Annotated in this window: 12 protein-coding genes and 1 pseudogene; 5 read left to right on the forward strand and 8 right to left on the reverse strand. The window is 62.8% G+C overall.

Annotated elements, in window-relative coordinates; genetic code table 11:
• Positions 1–54 precede the first annotated feature (54 nt).
• Complete coding sequence (locus tag OHL16_RS19775; protein WP_263368927.1) at positions 55–387, reverse strand: antibiotic biosynthesis monooxygenase; 333 nt, start codon at positions 385–387, stop codon at positions 55–57.
• 367 nt (positions 388–754) lie between these two features.
• Here OHL16_RS19775 and OHL16_RS19780 point away from each other — a divergent pair.
• Positions 755–877: pseudogene (locus OHL16_RS19780) on the forward strand (transposase domain-containing protein); the annotation flags it as partial.
• Positions 878–1,013: 136 nt separating this feature from the next.
• Here the strand turns inward: OHL16_RS19780 and OHL16_RS19785 are convergent.
• From OHL16_RS19785 to OHL16_RS19800, 4 genes are all read right to left on the reverse strand, one after another.
• Positions 1,014–1,295: a hypothetical protein gene (locus OHL16_RS19785; RefSeq protein WP_263368928.1), complete on the reverse strand. Its 282-nt coding sequence runs from the start codon at positions 1,293–1,295 to the stop codon at positions 1,014–1,016.
• A gap of 208 nt (positions 1,296–1,503) precedes the next feature.
• A complete protein-coding gene (gene infB / locus OHL16_RS19790) occupies positions 1,504–4,671 on the reverse strand; it encodes a translation initiation factor IF-2 (RefSeq protein WP_263368929.1) in 3,168 nt (1,055 codons plus the stop codon).
• Positions 4,672–4,805: 134 nt separating this feature from the next.
• Positions 4,806–6,398, reverse strand: coding sequence for a transcription termination factor NusA (nusA, locus tag OHL16_RS19795; RefSeq protein WP_263368930.1), 1,593 nt, complete (start codon positions 6,396–6,398; stop codon positions 4,806–4,808).
• Between the two features lie 90 nt (positions 6,399–6,488).
• Positions 6,489–7,061 carry a ribosome maturation factor RimP gene (locus OHL16_RS19800; RefSeq protein WP_263368931.1) on the reverse strand — a complete coding sequence of 191 codons (573 nt, stop codon included), beginning with the start codon at positions 7,059–7,061 and terminating at the stop codon, positions 6,489–6,491.
• A 305-nt stretch (positions 7,062–7,366) separates the two neighbouring features.
• Between OHL16_RS19800 and guaB the strand changes: the two genes are divergently transcribed.
• Entirely contained in the window at positions 7,367–8,893 is a 1,527-nt protein-coding gene (gene guaB, locus OHL16_RS19805; RefSeq protein WP_263368932.1) for an IMP dehydrogenase, read from the forward strand.
• 177 nt (positions 8,894–9,070) lie between these two features.
• On the forward strand, positions 9,071–10,036 hold the full coding sequence (locus OHL16_RS19810) for a YncE family protein (RefSeq protein WP_263368933.1): 966 nt from the start codon (positions 9,071–9,073) through the stop codon (positions 10,034–10,036).
• 27 nt (positions 10,037–10,063) lie between these two features.
• On the opposite strand, the gene OHL16_RS19815 is transcribed toward OHL16_RS19810, so the two are convergent.
• From OHL16_RS19815 to treS, 3 genes are read right to left on the reverse strand one after another with little or no spacing between them, the layout of a single operon-like run.
• Positions 10,064–10,801 (reverse strand): hypothetical protein, encoded by a 738-nt coding sequence (locus OHL16_RS19815; protein ID WP_263368934.1) that lies wholly within the window; start codon positions 10,799–10,801, stop codon positions 10,064–10,066.
• Between the two features lie 59 nt (positions 10,802–10,860).
• Entirely contained in the window at positions 10,861–12,072 is a 1,212-nt protein-coding gene (locus OHL16_RS19820; protein ID WP_263368935.1) for a hypothetical protein, read from the reverse strand.
• A 3-nt stretch (positions 12,073–12,075) separates the two neighbouring features.
• Complete coding sequence (treS, locus tag OHL16_RS19825) at positions 12,076–13,809, reverse strand: maltose alpha-D-glucosyltransferase (protein WP_396127236.1); 1,734 nt, start codon at positions 13,807–13,809, stop codon at positions 12,076–12,078.
• Positions 13,810–14,114: 305 nt separating this feature from the next.
• Here treS and treY point away from each other — a divergent pair, with 305 nt between their 5' ends.
• Complete coding sequence (gene treY / locus OHL16_RS19830; protein WP_317891108.1) at positions 14,115–16,799, forward strand: malto-oligosyltrehalose synthase; 2,685 nt, start codon at positions 14,115–14,117, stop codon at positions 16,797–16,799.
• On the forward strand, positions 16,792–18,534 hold the full coding sequence (gene treZ / locus OHL16_RS19835; RefSeq protein ID WP_263368937.1) for a malto-oligosyltrehalose trehalohydrolase: 1,743 nt from the start codon (positions 16,792–16,794) through the stop codon (positions 18,532–18,534). The genes treY and treZ overlap by 8 nt, the downstream gene beginning before the upstream one ends.
• Positions 18,535–18,705: the final 171 nt, after the last annotated feature.

Below are 18,705 nucleotides of genomic sequence, written 5' to 3' on the forward strand. Positions count from 1 at the left end.
CCCACCCTTGTCGCGATGAGACTGCGACAAGGATGGGGCACCCGCGCAGGGGAGTCAAGGTTTGCTGTGGAGATTCATCGGTTCGAAGTGCGAGAACATCTTCTGGAACTCGGCGATATTGGATGGGACCTCGTAGGTGCATACGTCTTCGAAGTGCTTCCAGAGTAGCTGGACGGTGGGGTTGTGGTGGGCGGCGTCGATGGCCTCCTGCGAAACCCACTCGAAGACCTCGACGATGGTTCCGTCGGAGGTGCGCATCACGATTGGAGGACGGTCGGTGATGAGGCATAAGGCTCGGAGCGGCGAGAGGTGGTTGCGGACCAGCGTAAGCAGGGCGTCTTCACATCCGGGACGCGGCTTATAGCAGGCTACTGAGATTGAGCCCATGGGTGCCTCCGTAGTTTTGCGAGAGTATACGCTGGCTCATGCTTGGGCATCTGCGGCTGGGAAGGGAAGTCAGTCGTTTCGTGCTTTGCACTCCGCTCCGGCCTTCAGCAGAGCGGTACGCCGGCTTTTTTCGGCATCCTTCGACTTTGCTCAGGACAAGCTCTGAAGCCGTGCCCATAAGCAGGGCGGATCGCGCTTGCGCGCGATTGCCCCACATCTGGCGATGAAGCCGCCAGCTATGGGGCACCCGATTGTCGTGGTGGTACGGTCAGATGAGGGCCACCCGTCCGCGACTCTGGACCTATGTGCGCGATGATCTTCCCGCAGGCGACACAACTGCCCCTGCCGTGTGGTTCGCCTACTCGGAAGGCTCAATGGTCTCGATCCGGAACTCTATTTGCGTCATGTGCTCGAAGGCATCGCCGATCATCCCATCAGCCGCATCCACGAGCTTCTGCCTGGAACCTCGCCGCACTCCCAGCCATGTTAGCTAATCTCAAGTGTCCACTTGAGATTTTGATGGACACTTAGTCTTCTTGAGAAATCTCCCTCCCACACTACGTCAACACGGTGCTGGCATACGCTTACTCCCTACAAGAACGGCGCACGTTCGGTGAGAAAGCCTGCTAGTGGCCTGCAACCGTGAGATTGATGCGCTCCGCAGGGAAGAAATCGCCGCGTGGTCCGCCGCTTCCGTTGGATTGCAGGACGCCGGTCTGAGTCATTTGAAACAACCCCGGCGTGCCGGTTGGGACTCCGAAGTTGGCATTAAGCGGGCCCGCGGCTGTTGAGTTGATGGCGACGAACCTTACCGCTCCCGGGTTGGAGATCAAGAGCTGCACCAGGTCGGGCAAAGGTGCGCCTAGCGCGCTGTTAATGAACACCAAGTGGAGAAGGCACTTGCCCACCCCTGCCTGCGCCCCCCTGCCACGTTTGTGGGGGTGTTGCCGAATAGCGTCATCAGGTCTGGTGGGAAGTCGGTCACATACACGAAGGCGTTCGTATGCACCAAAACGGTGACCTCCGCCGTCCCGTCGTCGAGAGGCCGCTCAATAACAACAAGGCAGAAAAAGGCCGGGATTGCTCCCGGCCTTTCGTGTTGAGGTTGGTTGCCGATTATGCGTGGGCTGTCTCGGCGGACTTTTCCTGCTCGGCCTTGCGGGCGGCTGTGGTCTGGCCGAGTTCGGCGGCGATCTTCTCGGTGGTGAAGGCCTCGATGATGTCGCCGACCTGTATCTCCTTGAAGCCGGCGAGGTCGATACCGCACTCGACGCCCTGACGGACTTCGCTGACATCGTCCTTGAAGCGCTTGAGCGAGGAGATCTTGCCCTTCCAGAGCTCGTGGCCGTCGCGCAGGACGCGGACGTTCGCGTCGCGGCGGATGAGGCCGTCGCGAACCACGGAGCCGGCAATCTGGCCGACCTTCGTGATCTTGAAGACGTTGAGGACTTCGGCGCGGCCGAGGTAGTTCTCCTTGTAGACGGGCTCGAGGAGACCGAGCATCGCCTTGGTGATCTGGTCCTGCAGCTCGTAGATGATGGAGTGGAGGCGGATCTCGACGTTCTCGCGCTCGGCGATCTCGGCGGCCTTGCGGTCGGGACGAACGCTGAAGCCGATGATGACTGCGTTGGAGGCGGATGCGAGCAGAACGTCGGACTCGGTGATGGCTCCGACTCCAGCGCGCAGGACGCGGACGCGGACCTTCTCGGTGGACATCTTCTCGAGCGAGTCGGCGAGGACTTCGACTGAGCCCTGCACGTCGCCCTTGAGGATGAGGTTGAGATCCTTCATGCCGGCTTGCTTGATCTGCTCGGCGAGGCCTTCGAGCGAGGCGCGGGAGCTCTTGGCGAGCTGAGCCTCGCGCTCCTTCATCTTGCGGTACTGCGCGATGCCCTTGGCCTTGTCGCGGTCGGACATGACGAGGAAGGTGTCGCCGGCGTCGGGCATTCCCTCGAGGCCGAGGATCTCGACCGGGGTCGATGGGCCGGCCTCGGTGACGGGACGGCCGCGGTCGTCGAACATGGCGCGGATCTTGCCGAAGGTGTTGCCGACGATGTAGCTGTCGCCGGTGCGGAGGGTACCGTTCTGTACGAGGATGGAGGCGACGGCTCCGCGGCCGCGGTCGAGCTTGGCCTCGATGACGGTTCCGACGGCGGGACGGTCTGGGGTGGCCTTCTGCTCGTTGGTGTCGGCGACGAGGCAGATCATCTCCTCGAGGCCGTCGAGGTTGATGCGCTTCTTCGCGGAGACCTCGACGAAGGGCGTGTCGCCGCCCCAGGAGTCGGGCTGCAGGCCGCGCTCGGCGAGCTGCTGCTTGACGCGGTCGGGGTGGGCCTCGGGCTTGTCGATCTTGTTGACCGCGACGATGATGGGGACCTTGGCGGCGCGGGCGTGGTCGATGGCCTCAAGGGTCTGCGGCATGACTCCGTCGTCGGCAGCGACGACGATGACGACGATGTCGGTGACCTTGGCTCCGCGGGCACGCATGCGGGTGAAGGCCTCGTGGCCGGGGGTGTCGAGGAAGACGATCTCTCGGCCGAAGGCGGGGGAGTCGGGCTTGGTGATTTTGACCTTGTAGGCGCCGATGTGCTGGGTGATGCCTCCGGCCTCGCCGCCGGCGACGTCGGTGGAGCGGATGGCGTCGAGCAACGAGGTCTTGCCGTGGTCTACGTGGCCCATGACGGTGACGACCGGTGAGCGGACGACTTCGACCATGCCGGTGGTGTCCTCGAGCAGGCCCTCAATGGCCTCGTTCTCAAGCTGCTCTTCGACGGAGATGACCTGGGCGTCGGCGCCGAACTGGCGGGCGACGTCCTTGACCAGCTCGCTGTCGAGCGACTGATTGACGGTGACGAAGACTCCGCGCATGAGCAGGGTGGCGATGAGATCCTTGCCGCGGATGTCGAGCTTCTCGGCGAGGTCCTTGACGCTGATGCCCTCGGTCACCGTGATAGTGCGCGTGATGGGCATCGGCTCGGTGGGGATGTGCGCTCCGCCGAAACGTGGCGGAGGGGCGAATCCCTTCATCGGGCCCTCTTTGGACTTCTCGTAGCGCTGGTTGCCGCCGCGGCGCTGGGCTGGCCGGCCGGCTGGACGTCCAGCCGGAGCTTCACCCGGAGGCGGAAGTATGCCGCCGGGGCCTCCGGGACGCGGACCAAAACCGGGACGCGCGCCGAAGCCGGGGCGTGAGCCGGGGGCAAATCCGGGACGGCCAGGGCCGCCGGGGCCTGCGCCGGGACCGCCGGGGAAGGTGCGCGTGGGATGCATGGGGCGACGGCCGCCGGGTCCCATGGGCGGACGCGAGCCGGGAGCGCCAGGGCTCTGTGGGCGGGGACGCTCGAAGATGGGACGGCCGCGCTGCGGTGTCGCACCGGCGGGCGCGGTGTAGCTCGGTCGCGGGCCGGTCTGTGGCATGATGACGCGGCGCGGCGGCGTGGCGGGCGTTGCGGTGGAAGCGACGGGCGCGGGCGTTGCGGCTGTTTCGGCCTCGACCTCAGGAATCTGCTGAGGCTGGACGGGAGCGCCGGGAGTCGCGGCTGCGGCTACCGGAGCCGGTACAGTCTCAGCAGCTGGCGCGGAGACCGCTACTACGGGAGCCGGTGCTGCCGCGGGAGACGCGGCGGTCACGGGAGGCTTCGGCGCCTGGAGAGGTGGATGGGCAGCGACAGGCGCGTGGGCAGCAACAGGCGAATGGGCCACGACGACGGGCCGTTCGGGGGCTGCATGCGGCGCTACTCCAGCGGGAGGACGCGCGATGACGGGGCCCACGGGAGGCTTGCTGGCGATTGCCGGCGCCGACTGCGGCGGAGTGATGATGTTGGCCTGAGGGCGCGGCTGCGGCATGATTATGCGGCGTGGAGCCGGAGCCGCGGGCTGTGCTGGGGCTGCAGTTGCTGCGGGAGGCGCGGCGGCTACAGGGCGCGTTGGCGAGCCGGCGGCGCTGGGTGCGGCGGCAGGCGGAGCGACCACTGCCGTGGGACGCGGTGGAGGCGTGGACCTGATGGCGGCCTCGGCCTGCTTGCGCTCGAGGATCGCCTTGAGCGCATCGCCGGGCTTGGAGACCTTGGAGAGGTCAAACTTCGGCTTCTCCGCCGCAGGCTTCGGCGCCGATGCGCTGCGGCTTCCGCCGGTCAGATAGCTGCGGACCTTCTCGGCTTCGTCGGCCTCGATGGAACTGGAGTGGGTCTTTTTTTCCGTAACGCCAACCGCCGTAAGCGCGTCCAGAATGGACTTGCTCTTGACCTCCAGTTCACGTGCCAGATCGTTGATTCGAACTTTGCTCATCCGGTCCTTTTCGCTTCCTTGCGCCCTTAGCTGCTCATATCAGCCTCTTCGAGGTAGGAATGGTTATGTATGTATTATCCCCGAAATCGCCTGTTTCGCGACTTCGGCAGAGTCCAGCTTCGTGGTCATAGCGATTAGCCACGGCCGGACCCTGACTCATCGATTCCCTCGTCGGAGACATCCTGAGCCTCATTGACCAGGGTGTCTACCGCGTCATTGTCTAACTCAATCTTCTCTTCGCGCGCATCGGCGTCGCTGTAGGCGTCGCTGACGGAGGCGTCATCTTCGGCCTCGGCGAGTGCTTCAGCCGAGAGGTCATGGACTTCCGTGGCGGTCCCGCTGCCGGCTTCCTCAGCGAGGATCGCCTCCGGAACTTTTCCCAGGGATGGCTCCTCGGCTTCAGCCGGTTCCGCCGCAGGTGCAGGCGCAGCAGCCGGCCGTTCCTCTCCTTCTTCGTATTGTCCGAAGTAGTGGCGGACGGCGACGGAGATCTTCTCGACGGTCTTTTCGCCGATGCCGGGGACCTCTTCGAGCTGCTCGGGAGTCATGTCGGCGAGCGCCTCGACGGTGGTGATTCCGGCGGCGATGAGCTTCTCGAGGATGGTTTCGCCAAGTTCGGTGACCTGCTCGATCGGCGTGGTGGGGCCGCCGGACATGGCCTGCATCTGCTGCTCGACCTCCTGGCGCTTCTCCTCCTCGCTCTTGATGTCGATCTTCCACTGCAGCAGCTTGGCGGCGAGGCGGACGTTCTGACCCTTCTTGCCGATGGCGAGAGAGAGCTGGGTGTCATCAACGATGACCTCAAGCTGCTTCTCGGTGAGGTCAGTGATGGAGACGCGGCTGACCTTCGCGGGCTGGAGGGCCTTTTCGGCGAAGGTGGTGATCTCTTCGGAGAACTCGATGATGTCGATCTTCTCGCCGCGCAGCTCGCGGATGATGGACTGCACGCGCATGCCCTTCATGCCGACGCAGGCTCCAACGGGGTCAACGTCCTTGTCGCGGCTCATGACAGCGATCTTGGTGCGCTCACCGGCCTCGCGGGCGATGGCGCGGATAGTGACGGTTCCGTCGTAGATCTCGGGGACCTCGGACTGGAAGAGGTTCTGTACGAGCGCCGGAGCGGCACGGGAGACGATGACCTGCGGGCCCTTGGCGGCGCGATCGACGCGCAGCAGCACGACGCGGACGCGCTCGCCGACGGCGAACTGCTCCAGCCGCGACTGCTCGCGCTTGGGCATGCGGGCCTCGGCCTTGCCGATGTCGAAGATGACGTCCATGGGCTCAAGGCGCTTGACTGTGGCGTTGATGACCTCTCCGGCGCGGTGGTTGTACTCGTTGTAGACCGTGTCGCGCTCGGCTTCGCGGACCTTCTGGAAGATGACCTGTTTGGCCATCTGGGCGGCGATGCGCCCTAGAGGCGTGGTGTCCTTGTAGAAGCGCAACTCGCCGCCGACCTCGACCTCAGGAGCAAGCTCGCGGGCCTGATCGAGGGTGAGCTGGTTGACCTCGTCCTCTACCTGCTCGGGGCTCTCGACGACGGTCTTGAAGACGTAGGCGCGAATCTCGCCGGTCTCGCGGTCCATCTCGGCGCGCATGTTCTCCTGCGTCTTGTAGAACTTGCGGGTGGCGAGGGCGATCGCGTCCTCGACGGCGCCGACGACGATCGTCGGATCGATGCCCTTGTCGCGGCTCAGAATCTCGATTGATTGGTACAAAGCACTTGCCATGCCTATTTTCCTCTGTTGCGTTATTCAATTGTCGTGGCGGCTCCCGCTACTTGGCCCTATGGGAGACGCCGATCGGCTGGGAGAGTTTGCTTAGATCTCCGCAACCAGATTTGCTCGTTCGATGTTGGCGAGGGCGATATCGACTGTCTGCTCGGTCAGCTTCTTTTTGCCCTTGCCCTTCTGCTTAGTGGCTGTGAGGTCGATGGTCAGCAGACCGTCGGAGAAGCGGGTCATCCGGCCCTGCCACTGCCGGTTGTTGTTGACCGGGGTAAAGGTGCGGAGCTTGACGAGGCTTCCCATAAAGCGGGTGAAGTCCTCCGGTTTGACCAGCTTACGGTCGAGACCGGGGGAAGAGACCTCGAGGGTGTACTCGGCGCCGGGGATGAGGTCTTCGACGTCGAGCACAGTTCCGAAGTCCTGGGCGAAGGTCGCGCAGTCTTCATGGGTGACGCCAGAGAGGGCTTCGACGGGAACACCCTTGGGCAGCGTCTCGGAATCTGCTGATTCAGCGAGCTTTGCGCGCTCGGCTGCGTTCTTTTCGACGAAGACGCGCAGGGCGCGGAACTTGCCGGCGCCCTGAAACTCGACCTCGACGACATCAAGACCGTGGGAGGCGGCGACGCGCTCGGCTGTTGCCCGTATTGTGTCCAGATTCAATGCCATAGCGATTCTGGTACTGTGTTGCCCAGTGTGTTTTGAGAGCAAATAAAAAGTGGGCTCGAGCCCACTCATCTCTTCCGTCAACTGGCCGGTGCGAGCACGGCACTACGGAACAAACACAGCCTACAGCCATGATGATACATCGGTCGGGCAAGGATTTCAAACAAGAGGCAAGAGGCCAGTCCCCCGGGACTCGGGAATGGGAACGGAAGACGAAGCCGCGGATTTGCTCTGACGCGATGGCGATTCTACAATCTCTCAAACCCCCGTGGCATGAAGCCCCGTCCGGACACGCTCATCCAATATCTATGATAGAAATTCCAGTTCCTGAAGCTCTTACATTTGACGACGTCCTTCTTGTACCTGCATATAGCGAGGTCGTTCCGACCCAGGTCAGCACGCAGACACAGCTTACCAAGCGGATCACGCTTTACACGCCGCTGATGTCGGCCGCTATGGACACGGTGACCGAGGCCCGGCTGGCGATTGCGATGGCACAGCAGGGAGGCTTGGGCGTGGTGCATCGCAACCTGACGATTGCCGAGCAGGCGGGCGAGATCGACAAGGTGAAGCGGTCGGAGAGCGGCATGATCGTCGATCCGGTGACGGTGGCCCCCGAGCAATCGATTGCGGACGCGCTCGACGTGATGCGGCGGTACAAGATCTCGGGCGTGCCTGTGACGAACAACAAGAAGCTGGTGGGAATCCTGACAAACCGCGACCTGCGGTTTGTCTCGCGGACTGATCTGTCTATCGACTCCGTGATGACGAAGAAGAACCTGATCACAGTTGCAGTGGGCACGACGCTGGAGCAGGCGGAACAGATTCTGCACGAGCATCGCGTGGAGAAGTTGCTGGTGGTCAACGACGACTACGAACTGAAGGGGCTCATCACTGTCAAGGACATCCAGAAGAAGCTGAAATACCCGAACGCCTCGAAGGACTCGCAGGGAAGGCTGCGGGTGGCGGGAGCCATTGGAGCGACGGGGGACTTTCTGGAGCGGGCGGAGGAACTGGTGAAGGCGCGGGTGGATGCGCTGGCGGTGGACTCGGCGCACGGGCACTCGTCGCGAGTGCTGGAGGCGGTGCGCGAGGTGAAGCGGAGGTTCCCGGAGGTCGATCTGCTGGCGGGCAACATTGCGACCTACGACGGCGCGATGGCGCTGATGAAGGCCGGTGCCGATGCGGTGAAGGTGGGGATCGGGCCGGGCTCGATCTGCACAACGCGCATGGTGACCGGAGCAGGGATGCCGCAGATCACCGCGATCGCGGAGGCGTATCGCGCCGCGAAGGAGACGGGGATTCCGATCATCGCCGATGGCGGCATCAAGTACTCGGGCGATGTGACGAAGGCGATTGCAGCGGGCGCGAGCGTGGTGATGATGGGTTCGCTGTTTGCCGGCGTGGATGAGAGCCCGGGTGAGACGATTCTGTACCAGGGCCGCAGCTTCAAGGCGTATCGCGGGATGGGATCGCTGTCGGCGATGGCGCAGGGATCCGGCGAGCGGTACTTCCAGGGCAAGGACGATCTGAACGAGGCTTCGACCGCGGAGCGGCCTTCGCTGACGGCGCGGGAGAACGGAAGCTCGAACCGGCTGGCGAAGTTTGTGCCGGAGGGCATTGAGGGCCGCGTGCCGCACAGGGGGCCGCTCGAGGCGATGGTATATCAGCTCGTCGGAGGACTGCGGTCGGGCATGGGGTATCTCGGCTGCGCGACGATCGAGGAGTTGCAGGAGAACGCGAGGTTCATTCGCATCTCGAACGCCGGGCTCCGCGAGAGCCATGTGCATGACGTCATCATCACGCGCGAGGCCCCGAACTATCACGTGGAGTAGGGGTACGGCCGCATTCTTCAGGAAGGCTTAACTTTCAGCAGCTAGCTTGTATTCGTGTTCCGAATACCAAGGATCGCTGTTGCGTGAAAGTAAGCCAGGAGAGTCGATATGCGTTGCGTGAACCTCGTTGTTAGAGCCTCTTTGCCCATTTTGTTGTGCGCGAGTTTTCTGCCTGCTGTGGCACAGACGAAGTGGGACGTCACCAAGACGCTTCCGATCGGTGGTCAGGGGTCGTGGGACTACCTTACGGTTGACCCTGATACACATAGGCTGTTTGTCCCGAGAAGCACGCACACGATGGTGATCGATGCTGAAACGGGCAAGACGCTGGGTGACATTCCGGGGCAGAAGACCGCGCATGGTGTTGCGATTGTTCCTTCGGTAGGGCGAGGGTTCATCACCGATGGCGGCGGGGATGGCGCTATCGTGATCTTCGATCTGAAGACGTATGCGGTGCTGGGCAAGCTCGCCGCGCAGCCGGATGCAGACGGCATCATCTATGACCCATCGATCGGGCGCGTGCTCGTGGTGTCGGGAGACAAGGGCGTGCTGATGACGTTCAAGCCGGACATCGATCCGGCAAACGGAAAGATCGAAGCTCCGATCGATCTGGGAGGAGCGCCCGAGTTCCTTGCAGCCGATGGAAAAGGCAAAGTCTTCGTCAACATCATGGATAAGAACGAGGTCGCGGTCGTGGACATGAAGGCGCGGAAGGTTGTCGCACGCTGGCCTGTCGCTCCGGGCGGAGCGCCGGTGGGGATGTCGATCGACGCCCAAAAGGGACGCCTCATTCTCGGTTGCCGGAAGCCCGCAAAAATGATCGTGATGAGCACGGCTGATGGCAAGGTGCTGGCGGATCTTCCGATTGGAGACGGCGTCGATGCCACGAAGATCGACGGAAACCAGGCGTTCGCGAGCTGCCGCGACGGATCGCTCGCAGTCGCCAGAGAGACGTCGCCGGGTAAGTTCGAGATCGAGCAGGTTGTGAAAACGCGGACTGGCGCGAAGACGATGGGAGTCGATCCGACATCGCACACAGTCTATCTGCCCACGGCAGAGTTTGAGGAGCCAAAAGCCGGTGGCCGCCCGGCAGTGAAGCCTGGGACCTTCATGATCGTGGTGGTTGCGCACAGCCAGCAATAGGTTGCTCGGCTACTCAGCTCGCCCTGCTTAGAAGTGGCGCAGGGTTTCGGTCGGCGTGTGGGCGCCGTTATGCCCTGGCGTCATGGTGTCGGGCGGTCGGTCGACGTTCTTTTCAAGCGAGCGGCTGACGATCTCGCGTGAGCCGAGGCCTACGGCCAGGGCGAGCGTGAGGACGATACCTCCGAACAGGATGCCGAACGAAAGATCGACGATGGTGCCGCCGATCTGCAGGTGATCGAGCACCATCGCCGCGGTGACGACGAGAACCATCCATTTAACGCCGAGCGCGAGAATGCGTGCGTACTGGAGGTTTGAGTTGACGGCTCCGATGAGCACCGAGCGCGAGAGGAAGCGGGCGATGATGTTGCCGAGGATGAGCAGGATGATGGCCCCGACCGAGTGGGTGAGGTAGGGCAGCAGGAACAGCGCCATCTGCGAGTTGCCGGAGTAGGCGGAGTCGAAGGCCTGAATGCCGATGATGAAGCCGAGGACGACGCACCCCCAGAAGACAACGCGGGTGATGAGGATCGATGGGCTGTTTGCGGGGGCCCAGTCCGAGAGCGGGACGACGGTGTTACGGCCGAGGCGCTCGTCGAAGCGCATCGAGGAGAGAAGGCGGCGCAGCACGGCGGCGAGCAAGGCTCCCAGAAGCGTGAGAAGGACGACGGCAACCAGAAGGGCAAGAATTCCGGGGAGAAACGTCGCCAGCGTGAACAGGGCTCGGTGAGCGGATTCCTTTAGGGCGAGTTCGACTTGTTGCCACATAGGTTGATCTCCTTCGAGTTAGATGCAGGCCGGCGGGTTGGTTTATTCTGCCGATTCTTTTATGGATTGAATCGGTCAGGCCAGCGCCAGCGCGAGACCAGATAAGGCTTGTCGCGCTCGAAGACGCCGGCGAGGTCTTCGATGTGCGTCTCCGGCGGCGTGCCGTTGCGGATGAGGGTAAGGTGCGAGGCGACCCATGCGAGATAGAGAGGCGTGAGCGCGCCGAGAAGGTGGCTGCGGTTGAGGGTGCGCAGGCGCCAGGCGAGGGCGAAGTCGTAGACGATGCGCGCCCAGAGAGAGTCGGGCATGCGGAACTCTGCAGGGGGCATGAGGGAGAGGTGCTTGAGGCCGAGCAGCGACTGCGGCGGTAGAACCAGCGACCAGAGTTCCTGCAGATTCTTGTAGGCGAGGTGGAAGGAATCGAGCATGGGAGCGACGTCGGGCAGGTTGTCGATTGCCGCGACGGGCAAGGCAGCTGCGCGGGGAGCGAGGGCGCTCTGGTTGCGCTGCCAGAATGCGGCCTTGGCATCGATGTCGGCGAAGAGCGAACCGGCGATCTGTGTGAGTATGGCGTTGAGGTCGGGGGCTGGCGGCTGCGGAAAGGTGCGCGAAGGGGCCTCCACCTCGGTGCAGGTGTAGCCGGCAACGGCAGCCTCTGCGACGGGCCAGAGGAGGGCATCGTTCTGTCCGGCGGAGGCGTAGCGGTGGGCTTGCGCGGCGAGGCGCTCAGCCATGCGCAGCGAGAGGCCGAGATCGGGCCCGAGCGGAAAGCGCGGGTGCGCGCCGAAGAGTGCGCGAGTGATGGGGTAGAGGATAGCGGAGTTGACGAGCCCATGGTTGGGGCCGATGTGATACCGCGCCGTAGCGAGGTCGGCGGCCGAGGCAGCCGAGGCGAGGCTGCGGATGGAGGTGGGGTCGAGCGAGTTGGCCTCGGCGCCGAGCAGCAGGCAGGCAGCGGCGTTGTTCTCCTGCGCGAGCCGGAAGGTGTTGAGGTAGTCGGCGGCGGTGAGCGCGGCGGCGGTGGCGGAGGGCTCGCCCGGCGGCTCGTACGGCAGCAGCCGGAGAGTGTTGAAGGAGGACTGCGTGGCGACGTCGGGAGTAACGTCGGGCACGGCGACGAGGACTTGCTGCGCGGGAAAGGCGAGGGCGAGGTTGGAGAGCGTGGCCTCGAGTTCTCCGGGTGGCAGAGGCGCGAGATTGATCAGCAGCAGACTGCCTGTGGCCGGCATGGCGTCGGCGGAAGGGGCGGTGTTGGTCGGCGTGGAGGCCATGGTTTACTCCTGTCGGGCCTCGGGAGCGCCCTGCAGCTCGAGCCAGAAGAAGGAGTAGGGCGCAAGAGTAAGAGGATACGGCTGACTGGTGATGATAGGGAAGGGGACATAGCCGAGCATCTCGACTGGCTGCATTCCGGCGAACTCTGAGAGATCGAGCGAGACGGGCTGCGCGAAGCGGGAGAGGTTGGCGACGCAGAGTACGGTCTCGTTGCCGGGCGAGGTGACGTCGCGAACGCGGGCGGCCTCCGTCTGCTCGCGCGAGTCGGAGTGAGGATCGTAGTGGCGGATGTAAGCGAGGACCTTACGGTTCTCAGGGCTGAGGAACTCGAGCGTACCGCGGCCGAAGACGTGGAAGAGCTTGCGCAGGGCGATCATGTTGCGGGTCCAGTGCAGCAGAGAAGAGGGCTCGCTCAACTGCGTCTCGACGTTGACCGCCTGGTAGCCGAAGGTGGGGTCCATGATGACAGGGAAATAGAGCCGGGACGGGACGGCGGTGGAGAAGCCGGCGTTTCGGTCGGGGTTCCACTGCATGGGGGTGCGGACGCCGTTGCGGTCGCCGAGGTAGATGTTGTCGCCCATGCCGATCTCGTCGCCGTAGTAAAGGATGGGCGTGCCGGGGAAGGAAAACAGCAGTGAATTGAGCAACTCGATGCGGCGGCGGTTGTTGTCGACCAGCGGAGCGAGGCGGCGGCGGATGCCTACGTTGATTCGCATACGTGGATCGGCCGAATAGGCGAAGTACATATAGTCGCGCTCGTCGCTGGTGACCATCTCGAGGGTAAGCTCGTCGTGGTTGCGGAGGAAGAGTCCCCACTGGCAGCAGTCCGGGATGGGCGGCGTCTGCGCCATGATCTCGGTGATCGGCATGCGGTCTTCCTGACGTAGCGCCATGTAGATGCGAGGCATCAGCGGGAAGTGGAAGGCCATGTGGCACTCGTCGCCATTGCCGAAGTAAGGGCGGACGTCGGTGGGCCAGGTGTTTGCCTCGGCGAGCAGGAATCGGTTGCTGTAGCCCTCGTCGATGGCGGCGCGGATGCGCTTGATGATGGCGTGCGTCTCGGGGAGATTGTCGCAGGTGGTTCCGTCGCGCTCGATGAGGTAGGGGATGGCGTCGAGACGGAAGCCGTCGACGCCGAGGTCGAGCCAGAAGCGCATGGCCTTGAGGACCTCTTCGAAGACGGCGGGGTTGTCGAAGTTGAGGTCGGGCTGGTGGGAGAAGAAGCGGTGCCAGTAGTAGGCTCCGGCGGTCTCGTCCCAGGTCCAGTTGGACTTCTCGGTGTCCGAGAAGATGATCGGCACGCTCTTGTACAGCTGGTCGGTATGCGACCAGACGTAGAAGTTGCGCTCGGGCGAGCCGGGAGGCGCGAGGCGCGATGCCTTGAACCACGGATGCTGGTCGGAGGTGTGGTTGATGACCAACTCGATGAGCACCTGCATGTTGCGCTGATGGGCGGCGGCGAGGAAGCGCTTGAAGTCGTCGAGCGAGCCGTAGCTGGGGTTGACATCGGTGTAGTTGGCGATGTCGTAGCCGTCGTCGCGCAGGGGCGAGGGAAAAAAGGGCAGCAGCCAAAGGCAGGTTACGCCGAGGTCTTGAAGGTAGTCGAGGCGTGAGATGAGGCCAGGGAAGTCGCCGATACCGTCGCCGTTGGAGTCTTGAAACGCGCGGACGTGTAGCTCGTAGATAACGGCGTCCTTGTACCAGAGAGAATCGGTGGCGCTACCGGACTTCTTCACTTGCGGGCTCCAACTGCGGAGTTGCTCAAGAGATTTTAGATGCTGCGTATGTGTGAGGTCGCTGAAGTTGTGACAACATCCTGTTTTTCGACAGATGCAGGAGAGATGCGAGTGGTTGCTGCAAAAGTGCGTCCGCAAGTACTTCAGAAGGCTGATTTTCATAGAGCCCTCCAACGACGCGGCGCAATGCAACCCGGGCCCGCATTTGGAGAATCTAAAGGGAATAAGAGAAAAGCGGTCCCTTCTGTTCCACTTCGCCAAGTTCATATTTTTGACTTTGATCGATGAAAAACTTGCGGACACCTTTGTCTACATATCGCCTGCAGTTGAACAAGGACTTTACGTTCGACGACGCAGCTGGGATTGCCGGCTATCTGCGGGAGCTGGGAATCTCGCATGTTTACTGCTCGCCTTATCTGCAGGCGGCACCGGGAAGTGCGCATGGATATGACGTTGTCTCGCACCAGCAGGTGAATGAGGAGCTGGGTGGCGCTAAGGCTCACGCGCGTTTTTCGGTGAGACTGCGCGAACTGGGGATGGGGCAGGTGCTCGATGTGGTGCCGAACCACATGTCGCTGGGCAAGGAGAACCGCTACTGGTGGGACGTGCTTGAAAATGGACAGTCGAGCCGGTATGCGTCGTTCTTCGATATCGACTGGCAGCCGCAGGAGGAGAGGCTCCGCGATAAGGTGCTGATGCCAATCCTTGCCGACCAATACGGACGAGTGCTGAAGGCCGGCGGCATCAAGGTCTTGCGCGTGGGGCATAAGCTTCATGTGGAGACGGCGGGGAATTCACTGCCAGTTGCGCCGCAGTCGCTGCCGGTGATTCTGTCGCGCGCTGCCGAGTACGCGAGGTCGAACACGCTGAACTTCCTTGCCGCGTCGTTTGGGAGGCTGCCTGCCCCCGGATACGAGGAGCGCAGAACGGTCCTGGCGCGGCATCGCGATAAGGTCGTGCTGTACACGCTGCTGGAACGCCTGTTCGCTGAGGAGACGGGCGTGTGCGAGGCGATTGACCGATCACTTGCGGAACTAAACGGGAATCTCGATGCGCTCGATGATTTTCTGAACCAGCAGAATTACCGGCTGTCGTACTGGAAGACCGCGGGGCAGCAGCTTGCGTACCGCCGATTCTTCGATGTGAACACGCTGGTTGGGCTGCGAGTCGAGCGCGAGCATGTCTTTGAGGAGTCGCACGCGCTGGTGCTGGAGTGGCTGCGCGGTGGCGTGCTCGATGGCGTGCGGGTGGACCATCCAGACGGGCTGCGCGATCCGCTGGAATACCTGAAGCGTCTGCGCGACCATGCTCCCGAGGCATGGATCGTTGGAGAGAAGATTCTTGAGCCGGGTGAGTTTTTGCGTGAGAGCTGGCCGATTCAGGGAACGACCGGCTATGACTTCATGAACATGGCCGCCGGCGTGCTCGTGTGGCCGCAGGGAATGTCGGAGCTGAGCTCCGTGTATCAGACCTTTCTGGGAACGGATTATGCGGCGGGCTTTGACGACTTTCACGCGATCGCACACAACAAGAAGATCGACGTGATGCAGGAGAGGCTGGGAAGTGACGTGAACCAGGTGACCTCGATGTTTGTCGAGATCTGCGAGGCTAGCCGCGACCGCAGGGACTACACGAGGACGGACATACGCCGCGCAATCCGCGAAGTAGCGGCGTGTTTTCCGGTCTATCGCACCTATGTCGCTCCCTCGCGCAACGAGATCACCGAGGAGGATCGAGCGTACATCGGGCAGGCCACCGAGTGTGCCAAGCAGAATCGGCAGGACATCGACAGCGATCTCTTCGAATTTCTGCGCGACGTACTGACAATGACGGTGACGGGCAAGCGCGAGAGCGAGTTCCTGCTGCGCTTTCAGCAGTTCACCGGACCGGTGATGGCCAAGGGTGTGGAGGACACTGCGTTCTACTGCTACAACCGGCTCTCGGCGATGAACGAGGTGGGCGGCGATCCGGGGAGAAATGGCGTCAGCGTCGCGGAGTTTCATGAGTATTGCGCGAAGGTGCAGGCGACGCATCCGCTGACGATGACCGCGCTGGCGACACACGACACCAAGCGCAGCGGCGATGTGCGTGCGCGTTTGCTGGTGCTCTCAGAGATGGCAGGGAGGTTCGGATCGGCGATTAACCGTTGGTCGCGGATAAACAGCGGCTTTCTGAGGAGCAGGCCAGGCGGGGGAGCGATGCCCGACCGCAACACTGAGTACCTCTACTATCAGACGCTGATCGGCGCATGGCCTTTGCCGGTGGAGCGGGCGCAGAGCTACATGCTGAAAGCGGTGCGCGAGGCCAGGCAGCAGACCTCCTGGACCGCGAACAATCGCGAGTTCGAGGAGGCGCTTGAGAGCTTCATTGCGAAGACCCTGGATCATGCTCCGTTTGTGCGCGAGCTGGAGCAGTTTGTCGAGAGGGTGAAGGATGCTGGCCGCGTGAACTCGCTGGCGCAGACGCTGATGAAGCACACGGCGCCGGGAGTTCCTGATCTATACCAGGGAACTGAGGTCTGGGACCTGAGCTTGGTGGATCCGGACAACCGGCGGCCCGTGGATTATGAGCGCAGGCGGCGGTTGTTCGAAGAGATGAAGAACATGATGGGCGACGATGCTGCGACGAGAGTGATGGAGCGTGCCGACGACGGCATGCCCAAGATGTGGACGATCTATCACGCGCTGCAACTCCGGCGCGAGCATCCGGAGTGGTTTGGAGCGGACGCACAATACACGCCGCTCGAGGTCGCGGGAGCGAGGCGCGACCACGTGATCGCCTACCTGCGCGGCGACGCTGTGGCGACGATTGTGCCGCGCCTGACGTCGCGCCTGATGCGCGCGTGGCGCGATACCGTCGTTGCGTTGCCCGAGGGGCGATGGACGAACCGGCTCACGGGAGATCGCATCGCCGGCGGACGAGTAACGATGAAGACGTTGCTGAAGGAGTTCCCTGTGGCGCTGCTGGTGAAGGAGACGGTCGATGTATGAGTTCGCCGTGTGGGCTCCAAGGGCGAAGTCTGTTGCGGTCGCGGTAGGCGGGGGGCGTTTCCCGATGAGCCTGAGGAGCGTGCGCGGATGGTGGAGTGTGAAGGTCGAGCAGGCAGGGCCGGGAACGGACTACGCGCTTTTGCTGGATGACGATCCGAAGCCGTATCCCGATCCGCGCTCGCTGTGGCAACCGAGGGGAGTGCACGGCGTCTCGCGGCTCTACGATCAGAGCGCATTTGTCTGGCGCGATGAACATTGGCAGGCTCCTCCGCTGGCCTCCGCGGTGATCTACGAGATGCATGTGGGGACCTTCTCGCCGGAGGGAACGTTCGATGGAGCGATTGAGCGGCTGGGGCATCTTGCGCGCCTCGGCGTCACGCACGTGGAGCTGATGCCGGTGGCCGAGTTCCCGGGCGACTATGGATGGGGCTACGACGGCGTGAGCCTGTTCGCTGTCAAAGACAGCTATGGCGGCCCCGATGGGCTGAAGCGTTTCGTCGATGCCTGTCACCGCAACAACCTCGCGGTTTTGCTGGATGTCGTCTACAACCACTTCGGCCCAGTGGGGAACTACACGGGAAAGTTCGGGCCCTATGTGACGAACCGCCACGGGACGCCATGGGGCGACGCCGTAAATCTCGAGTTCGAAGACAGCGACGAGGTGCGACGGTTCTTCTGCGACAACGCGCTGATGTGGATGCGCGACTATCACATCGACGGCCTGCGGCTGGACGCGGTGCATGAATACGTGGACCGCTCGGCGATTCACTTCATGGAGCAGCTTTCCTCTGAGGCCGAAGTGTTGTCGACCACGCTGGGACGGAGGCTTGTGCTTATCGCTGAAAGCGATTTGAACGATCCTCGTGTGGTGATGCCTCCGCAGGCGGGCGGCTATGGGATGGATGCCCAGTGGAACGACGACTTCCACCATGCGCTGTTTACGGTGCTGGAGCCGGCCGAGACACAGAGGGGCTACTTTTCGGACTACGGCTCGTTCGCCACGCTTGCCAAGGCGCTGACGAAGATCTTTGTGAACGATGGCGGCTACTCGAAGTACCGGAGGAAGAACCACGGCAGGCCCGTCGAAGGGCTTTCAGCACATTGCTTCATCGGGTTCATCCAGAACCATGATCAGGTGGGCAATCGAGCCACAGGCGACCGGCTGGAGCACGCCATCGGCATCGATCGCGCAAAGGTAGCGCTTGGGCTGGTGCTGACGTCGCCCGTCATTCCCCTGCTGTTTCAGGGCGAGGAGTTCGCCGCTTCGACGCCGTTCCAGTTCTTCGCGCATCACGAAGAGCCGGGGATGGCGAAGGCGGTGTCGGAAGGGCGAAGGAGAGAGTTTGCCGCCCTGGGATGGAGGCCGGAGGAGATTCCCGATCCCGGCAGCCGTGAGACCTATGAACGCTCGAAGCTGCAATGGCAGGAGACCACACACGGACGCCATGCGGAGATGCTCGACTGGTGCCGCAGCCTGGTCGCGCTGCGGCGCAGGTCGGGGGCGCTGAACAACGGCGATCTGCATCACGTGCGGGTGGACTTCGACGAGAACGACCGCTGGCTTGTGATGGAACGAGGCGGCATGAAGATGATGGCGAATCTGGGCGTCGCGTCAGTTGCGCTTGAGAACCATGGAGGCCTTGCCGCAGTCCTTCGCTCGCACGAGGATATTCAGGTTACCGGGGAGACAGTTCTGTTGCCGCCGAGCCGTTTCGTCGTACTCTCAAGCGAATAGACGTCAATCTTGCGCCGCGACGCTGCACCTCGATAGACTGACGCTCTGGGTGGCGTAAAAGACGCAGTCACCTCTTCCTCCAGGTCGCAAGTTTACAAACCGATTCACTCCCGAAACTTTTACGGGACTGCAACGTATCTCAGGAAAATAGTTCCGCCTCCGCGGGCATGC

The sequence above is a fragment of the Edaphobacter bradus genome, assembly GCF_025685645.1.
GTDB lineage: Bacteria > Acidobacteriota > Terriglobia > Terriglobales > Acidobacteriaceae > Edaphobacter > Edaphobacter bradus.

What these genes read in the sequence shown, in the direction of transcription:
- OHL16_RS19800 (WP_263368931.1), bottom strand. Translation starts at nt 7,061, where the DNA reads ATGGCATTGAATCTGGACACAATACGGGCAACAGCCGAGCGCGTCGCC.
- OHL16_RS19775 (WP_263368927.1), bottom strand. Translation starts at nt 387, where the DNA reads ATGGGCTCAATCTCAGTAGCCTGCTATAAGCCGCGTCCCGGATGTGAA.
- guaB (WP_263368932.1), top strand. Translation starts at nt 7,367, where the DNA reads ATGATAGAAATTCCAGTTCCTGAAGCTCTTACATTTGACGACGTCCTT.
- OHL16_RS19820 (WP_263368935.1), bottom strand. Translation starts at nt 12,072, where the DNA reads ATGGCCTCCACGCCGACCAACACCGCCCCTTCCGCCGACGCCATGCCG.
- nusA (WP_263368930.1), bottom strand. Translation starts at nt 6,398, where the DNA reads ATGGCAAGTGCTTTGTACCAATCAATCGAGATTCTGAGCCGCGACAAG.
- treZ (WP_263368937.1), top strand. Translation starts at nt 16,792, where the DNA reads ATGTATGAGTTCGCCGTGTGGGCTCCAAGGGCGAAGTCTGTTGCGGTC.
- infB (WP_263368929.1), bottom strand. Translation starts at nt 4,671, where the DNA reads ATGAGCAAAGTTCGAATCAACGATCTGGCACGTGAACTGGAGGTCAAG.
- OHL16_RS19815 (WP_263368934.1), bottom strand. Translation starts at nt 10,801, where the DNA reads ATGTGGCAACAAGTCGAACTCGCCCTAAAGGAATCCGCTCACCGAGCC.